General features: G+C 65.9%; 7 protein-coding genes. 6 read left to right on the plus strand and 1 reads right to left on the minus strand.

From position 1 onward, the window contains the following. Window positions 1-146: 146 nt before the first annotated feature. The 3 genes from hrcA (at window position 147) to JMF90_RS21770 (ending at window position 2,882) form a co-directional block, all read left to right on the plus strand. A complete protein-coding gene (gene hrcA, locus JMF90_RS21760) occupies window positions 147-1,169 on the plus strand; it encodes a heat-inducible transcriptional repressor HrcA (RefSeq protein WP_011544637.1) in 1,023 nt (340 codons plus the stop codon). Between the two features lie 156 nt (window positions 1,170-1,325). Then, window positions 1,326-2,390, plus strand: coding sequence for a ferrochelatase (gene hemH / locus JMF90_RS21765; RefSeq protein ID WP_027810726.1), 1,065 nt, complete (start codon window positions 1,326-1,328; stop codon window positions 2,388-2,390). An 84-nt stretch (window positions 2,391-2,474) separates the two neighbouring features. Then, window positions 2,475-2,882: an RNA-binding S4 domain-containing protein gene (locus JMF90_RS21770; protein WP_201316713.1), complete on the plus strand. Its 408-nt coding sequence runs from the start codon at window positions 2,475-2,477 to the stop codon at window positions 2,880-2,882. On the opposite strand, the gene JMF90_RS21775 is transcribed toward JMF90_RS21770, so the two are convergent. Beyond that, the gene (locus JMF90_RS21775) at window positions 2,854-3,015 is read right to left on the minus strand and encodes a hypothetical protein (RefSeq protein WP_006476841.1); all 162 of its coding nucleotides are present in this window, start codon (window positions 3,013-3,015) and stop codon (window positions 2,854-2,856) included. The two genes, JMF90_RS21770 and JMF90_RS21775, sit on opposite strands and share 29 nt — an antisense overlap. A gap of 352 nt (window positions 3,016-3,367) precedes the next feature. Here JMF90_RS21775 and grpE point away from each other — a divergent pair, with 352 nt between their 5' ends. The 3 genes from grpE to JMF90_RS21790 all read left to right on the plus strand — a co-directional run. Next, a complete protein-coding gene (gene grpE / locus JMF90_RS21780; RefSeq protein ID WP_006476840.1) occupies window positions 3,368-3,913 on the plus strand; it encodes a nucleotide exchange factor GrpE in 546 nt (181 codons plus the stop codon). Between the two features lie 10 nt (window positions 3,914-3,923). Next, window positions 3,924-4,367 carry a thioredoxin family protein gene (locus tag JMF90_RS21785; protein WP_201316714.1) on the plus strand — a complete coding sequence of 148 codons (444 nt, stop codon included), beginning with the start codon at window positions 3,924-3,926 and terminating at the stop codon, window positions 4,365-4,367. A gap of 148 nt (window positions 4,368-4,515) precedes the next feature. Further along, window positions 4,516-5,596: Hsp70 family protein (locus JMF90_RS21790; RefSeq protein ID WP_201325418.1), on the plus strand; the 1,081-nt coding region annotated here is incomplete at its 3' end.

Consider the following 5,596-nt stretch of genomic DNA (forward strand, 5'->3'; position numbering starts at 1 on the left):
ATTACCGGTTTTCATGCCGGCATTACACCATAGCTCGTTGACGAAAAGAACCGGCTGTGCGCCGAGGGGGCCGGATCGGGCCGCCCCGCGCAACGGTGGCCGACGGTACTCGCCGCAGTCGCGCGGTTGCGCTAAAATTTTCCACCATGCTAGATCCTCGCGCACGAACCCTCCTGAAAACCCTGATCGAACGGTATATCGCCGACGGTCAGCCGGTCGGCTCGCGCACGTTGTCCCGTTACTCCGGGCTCGAGCTGAGCCCGGCGACGATCCGCAACGTGATGTCCGACCTGGAGGAGCTCGGCCTCGTGTCGAGCCCGCACACGTCGGCCGGCCGCGTGCCGACGCCGCGCGGGTACCGGCTGTTCGTCGATACGATGCTGACGGTCGAGGCGCCGATCGACGCCGAGGCCGTCGCGCGCCAGGTGCAGAACACGCTGCAGGCCGGCGAGCCGCAGCAGCGGGTGGTCGCGGCCGCCGCGAGCGTGCTGTCGAACCTGTCGCAGTTCGCGGGCGTCGTGCTGACGCCGCGCCGCAGCCACGTGTTCAAGCAGATCGAGTTCATGCGCCTGTCCGACAAGCGCATCCTGCTGATCATCGTCACGCCCGAGGGCGACGTGCAGAACCGCATGCTCGCGACGCCGCGCGACTATTCGCCGTCGCAGCTGACCGAGGCGTCCAACTACATCAATGCGCATTTCGCCGGCCTGTCGTTCGACGAGGTGCGCCGCCGCCTGCGCGACGAGATCGACCAGCTGCGCGGCGACATGACGACGCTGATGCACGCGGCCGTGACGGCCAGCACCGAGGTGCCCGACACCGAGGACACCGTGCTGATTTCCGGCGAGCGCAACCTGCTCGAAGTGGCGGATCTTTCTTCCGACATGGCGCGGCTGCGCAAGCTGTTCGACGTATTCGACCAAAAGACGGGCCTCCTGCAACTGCTCGACGTGTCGAGCCACGCCCAGGGCGTGCAGATCTTCATCGGCGGCGAATCGACGCTCGTGCCGATCGAGGAAATGAGCGTCGTCACCGCGCCGTACGAGGTGAACGGGCAGATCGTCGGCACGCTCGGCGTGATCGGCCCGACCCGGATGGCGTACAACCGCGTGATCCCGATCGTCGACATCACCGCGCGCCTGCTGTCGCTCACGCTGAGCCAGCAATAACCGGTGACCCGTCGGCGGTGGCGGACAATCGCCTGCCCGATCCCGCCCCGCTATCGTGCCGCGCCGCCGTTTGCGGCGACAGTCGGCCGAACGGCACGGGGCGGCCCGCTATAATCGAGGACCGTCCGGTCCCGTGCCTCGAGCACGTTCTTGCCCATGCGTTTCGATCTTGAGCCGCCTTCGAGCGTCGCGGCCGCCCATCGCATCGGTGTGCTGCTGATCAATCTCGGCACACCCGACGCGCCCACGCCGCGCGCGGTACGGCGCTACCTGGCCGAATTCCTGTCGGACCCGCGGGTCGTCGAAATCCCGCAGGCCGTCTGGCAGGTGCTGCTGCGCACGCTGATCCTGCCGCTGCGCGGCCGCGCGTCCGCGAAGAAATACGCGGCCGTCTGGATGCCCGAGGGTTCGCCGCTGCGCGTGTACACCGAGCGCCAGACCGACAGCGTGCGCCATCTGCTCACGTCGAACGGCTATCACGTGATGGTGGACTACGCGATGCGCTACGGCAGCCCGAACATTTCGCATGCGCTCGCGCAGTTCAAGCGTGCCGGCGTCGAGCGCGTGCTGCTGATGCCGATGTATCCGCAATACTCGGCGTCGACCACGGCCACCGCCTTCGATGCCGCGTTCGACGCGCTGGCGCGCATGCGCAATCAGCCGGAAGTGCGCACGGTGCGGCACTACGCCGACCATCCGGCCTATATCCACGCGCTGGCCGAGCAGGTGCGCCAGTACTGGGCGCAGCACGGCCGGCCCGATTTCGCGGCCGGCGACAAGCTGGTGCTGAGTTTCCATGGTGTGCCCAAGCGCACGCTCGATCTCGGCGACCCGTATCACGACCAGTGCCAGCAGACGGGCGCGTTGCTGATGGCCGCGCTGGGGTTATCGACCACCGAATGCCGCGTCACGTTCCAGTCACGCTTCGGCAAGGCCGAATGGCTGCAGCCGTACACCGCGCCGACGCTGCGCGAATTCGGCGAGGCCGGCGTGCGGCGCGCCGACGTGTTCTGTCCCGGCTTCACGGCCGATTGCCTGGAGACGATCGAGGAAATCGGCATGGAGGTGCGCGACGAGTTCCTCGCCGGCGGCGGCAAGACCTTCCACCGCATTCCGTGCCTGAACGGCGCGTCCGCGTGGATCGGTGCGCTCGGCGAGATCGTCGCGGAGAATCTGCAGGGCTGGCCCGTCAAGGCTGCGCAGCCCGAACCGGTCAACTGAGATGAAACGACTGCCGCGTCCACTGCACCCGCTGCCGCCCGAAGGCGCGGCCGGCCTTTGCAGGGCGGCCCGGCGGAGACTGACATGAACTACAAGATTTCCACGGAGCCGGGCGCGAAGCTGCGCATCGACAAATGGCTGTGGGCGGCCCGGTTCTTCAAGACGCGCTCGCTCGCGACCGATGCGGTCGACAAGGGGCACGTGAAGATCGGCGGCGCGGCGGTCAAGCCGTCGAAGGACGTGCGGGTCGGCGACGAGGTGGAGATTGCGATCGACGGCATGGTCTGGCACATTGCCGTGCTGGGCGTGTGCGACGTGCGCGGACCTGCGAGCGTCGCGCAGACGCTCTACGCTGAAACGGGAGCGGGGCGGGCCGCGCGGCTCGCCGAACTGGAGCGGCGCCGCACGTATCGCGAGCCGGCGGCCGAACTGCACGGCCGGCCGACGAAGCGCGACCGGCGCATCATCGACAGATTTTCTGGTGGGAGCTGAACATCTGGTCGAACGTCGCCCGCGCGCTTCCGTATTCGGTCGTGCGGTCGGTGACGGCTCCCGACAGACAGATGGTGGTGGTGCCGGCAATGAGTACCAGCGCGACCACCGATATCGCAAAGGTCAGTTTCACGGTACTCCCCTCGAGAACAAGGGTGAAAACGGCGCCAGGTGGATGTCAGGCGACGGTCAGCTCAGGGTAAACACGCTTTCCGACGCTTGAATGGAGTGTAGTGCAGCCGGCCTGTGCGGAGCTAGTACTTGCCCGGTAAGCGTTGTTACAGGCCGTTTCGCCCGATCCGGCGGACTATGCGACGCCTGCACCGGAAAGTGCGCGGTTATTTCGCGGCATTGGCGAATGCCGGCGAAAGACCCTCTTGAAATTGCAGTTTTCGCCCTTATTTGCACCAGTAATGTGCGGTGCCGTCGGGTATACGTCCGACGGTTGCCGATTTGGCTTCAACCTCTAATCGACTTTCAGCGACATGGAAAACACGCAAGAGAACCCGACTACCCCATCGGCCGAAGACATCGGCAGCGAGAAGCAGGCGGCGCAAGGCGCCGCACCCGCTGCCGAAGCTGCCGACGCGGCGCTCGCGGAGGCTCAAGCCAAGGTCGCCGAGCTCCAGGAAAGCTTCCTGCGGGCGAAGGCCGAGACCGAGAACGTGCGCCGCCGCGCGCAGGACGACGTGTCGAAGGCGCACAAGTTCGCGATCGAGAGCTTCGCGGAACACCTGCTGCCCGTGCTGGACAGCCTGGAAGCGGCCGTCAACGATACCTCCGGCGACATCGCGAAGGTGCGCGAAGGCGTCGAGCTGACGCTGCGCCAGCTGACGAGCGCGCTCGAGAAGGGCCGCGTCGTCGCGATCAACCCGATCGGCGAGAAGTTCGATCCGCACCAGCACCAGGCCATTTCGATGGTGCCGGCCGAGCAGGAACCGAACACCGTCGTCTCGGTGCTGCAAAAGGGCTATACGATCGCCGACCGCGTGCTGCGCCCGGCGCTCGTCACCGTTGCCCAGCCGAAGTAAGGCGGCCGACATGGTGCCCGGCGGCGTCGATCCGGCCGCGTTCGACGCGTTCGACATGCAGGCGCTCGACGCCGGCACGTTCGACGCGGCCATCGACGGCGCGGGCGATGCGCTGGCCGTGGTGTTCTTCTGGGGCGTCGACTGCTTCAACTGCGAGATCGCGAAGAAGGCGATGCTCGCCCAGCCCGACGCGATCCGCGCGCTGGGCCTGAAGTGGTTCCATTGCAACGTGTACGAACACCATGAGCTGGGGCGCCGCTTCGGGCTGCACGGCGTGCCGACGTGGTTCTTCTTCCACCGCGGCAAGCGATTGGGCCGCGCGACCGGCTGGCACGGCCTCGCGCAGTTCCAGGCGGCCGTCGCGGCGGCGCGCGCGAAGATCGCCGCGGCGGCCGCTGTCCCGGCCGGCGAGCGCACTGGCGGCCCGCACGATCCGCTAGCCGGCGGCGATTGAAAAAATTTAATATCCGCATCGCTCGTCGGGTCTTGAAAACGGATCGGGCGGACGCATTTCGGGAACAGAGTTGAATTCTGGCGTGCGAAACCGCCCAAAAACGCGGCGTTTCGTGCAGCAAACAAGCATTTCTGGAGATTAGGAAAAAATGGGAAAGATCATCGGTATTGACCTCGGCACCACGAACTCGTGCGTCGCCATCATGGAAGGCAACCAGGTCAAGGTCATCGAGAACTCGGAAGGCACGCGCACCACGCCGTCGATCATCGCGTACATGGACGACAACGAAGTGCTCGTCGGCGCGCCGGCCAAGCGCCAGTCGGTGACCAACCCGAAGAACACGCTGTTCGCCGTGAAGCGCCTGATCGGCCGCCGTTTCGAAGAGAAGGAAGTCCAGAAGGACATCGGCCTGATGCCGTACTCGATCATCAAGGCCGACAACGGCGATGCATGGGTCGAAGCGCACGGCGAAAAGCTCGCGCCGCCGCAGGTGTCGGCTGAAGTGCTGCGCAAGATGAAGAAGACGGCCGAAGACTACCTCGGCGAGCCGGTCACGGAAGCCGTGATCACGGTGCCGGCGTACTTCAACGACAGCCAGCGCCAGGCGACCAAGGACGCTGGCCGCATCGCGGGCCTCGAAGTCAAGCGGATCATCAACGAGCCGACCGCAGCCGCGCTCGCGTTCGGCCTCGACAAGGTCGAGAAGGGCGACCGCAAGATCGCCGTGTATGACCTCGGCGGCGGCACGTTCGACGTGTCGATCATCGAGATCGCGGACGTCGACGGCGAAATGCAGTTCGAAGTGCTGTCGACCAACGGCGACACGTTCCTCGGCGGCGAAGACTTCGACCAGCGCATCATCGATTACATCATCGGCGAGTTCAAGAAGGAGCAGGGCGTCGACCTGTCGAAGGACGTGCTCGCGCTGCAGCGCCTGAAGGAAGCCGCTGAAAAGGCGAAGATCGAGCTCTCGTCGGGCCAGCAGACCGAAATCAACCTGCCGTACATCACGGCGGACGCGTCGGGCCCGAAGCACTTGAACCTGAAGATCACCCGCGCGAAGCTGGAAGCGCTGGTGGAAGACCTCGTCGAGCGCACGATCGAACCGTGCCGCATCGCGATCAAGGACGCAGGCGTCAAGGTGTCGGACATCGACGACGTGATCCTGGTCGGCGGCCAGACGCGCATGCCGAAGGTCATGGAGAAGGTGAAGGAGTTCTTCGGCAAGG

It is taken from the genome of Burkholderia sp. E168m23 (assembly GCF_016586125.1).
Lineage (GTDB): Bacteria > Pseudomonadota > Gammaproteobacteria > Burkholderiales > Burkholderiaceae > Burkholderia > Burkholderia orbicola.

Bases quoted from the DNA above. Each gene is read 5' to 3' on its own strand.
- hrcA (WP_011544637.1), top strand. From the start codon at position 147: ATGCTAGATCCTCGCGCACGAACCCTCCTGAAAACCCTGATCGAACGG.
- hemH (WP_027810726.1), top strand. From the start codon at position 1,326: ATGCGTTTCGATCTTGAGCCGCCTTCGAGCGTCGCGGCCGCCCATCGC.
- JMF90_RS21770 (WP_201316713.1), top strand. From the start codon at position 2,475: ATGAACTACAAGATTTCCACGGAGCCGGGCGCGAAGCTGCGCATCGAC.
- grpE (WP_006476840.1), top strand. From the start codon at position 3,368: ATGGAAAACACGCAAGAGAACCCGACTACCCCATCGGCCGAAGACATC.
- JMF90_RS21785 (WP_201316714.1), top strand. From the start codon at position 3,924: ATGGTGCCCGGCGGCGTCGATCCGGCCGCGTTCGACGCGTTCGACATG.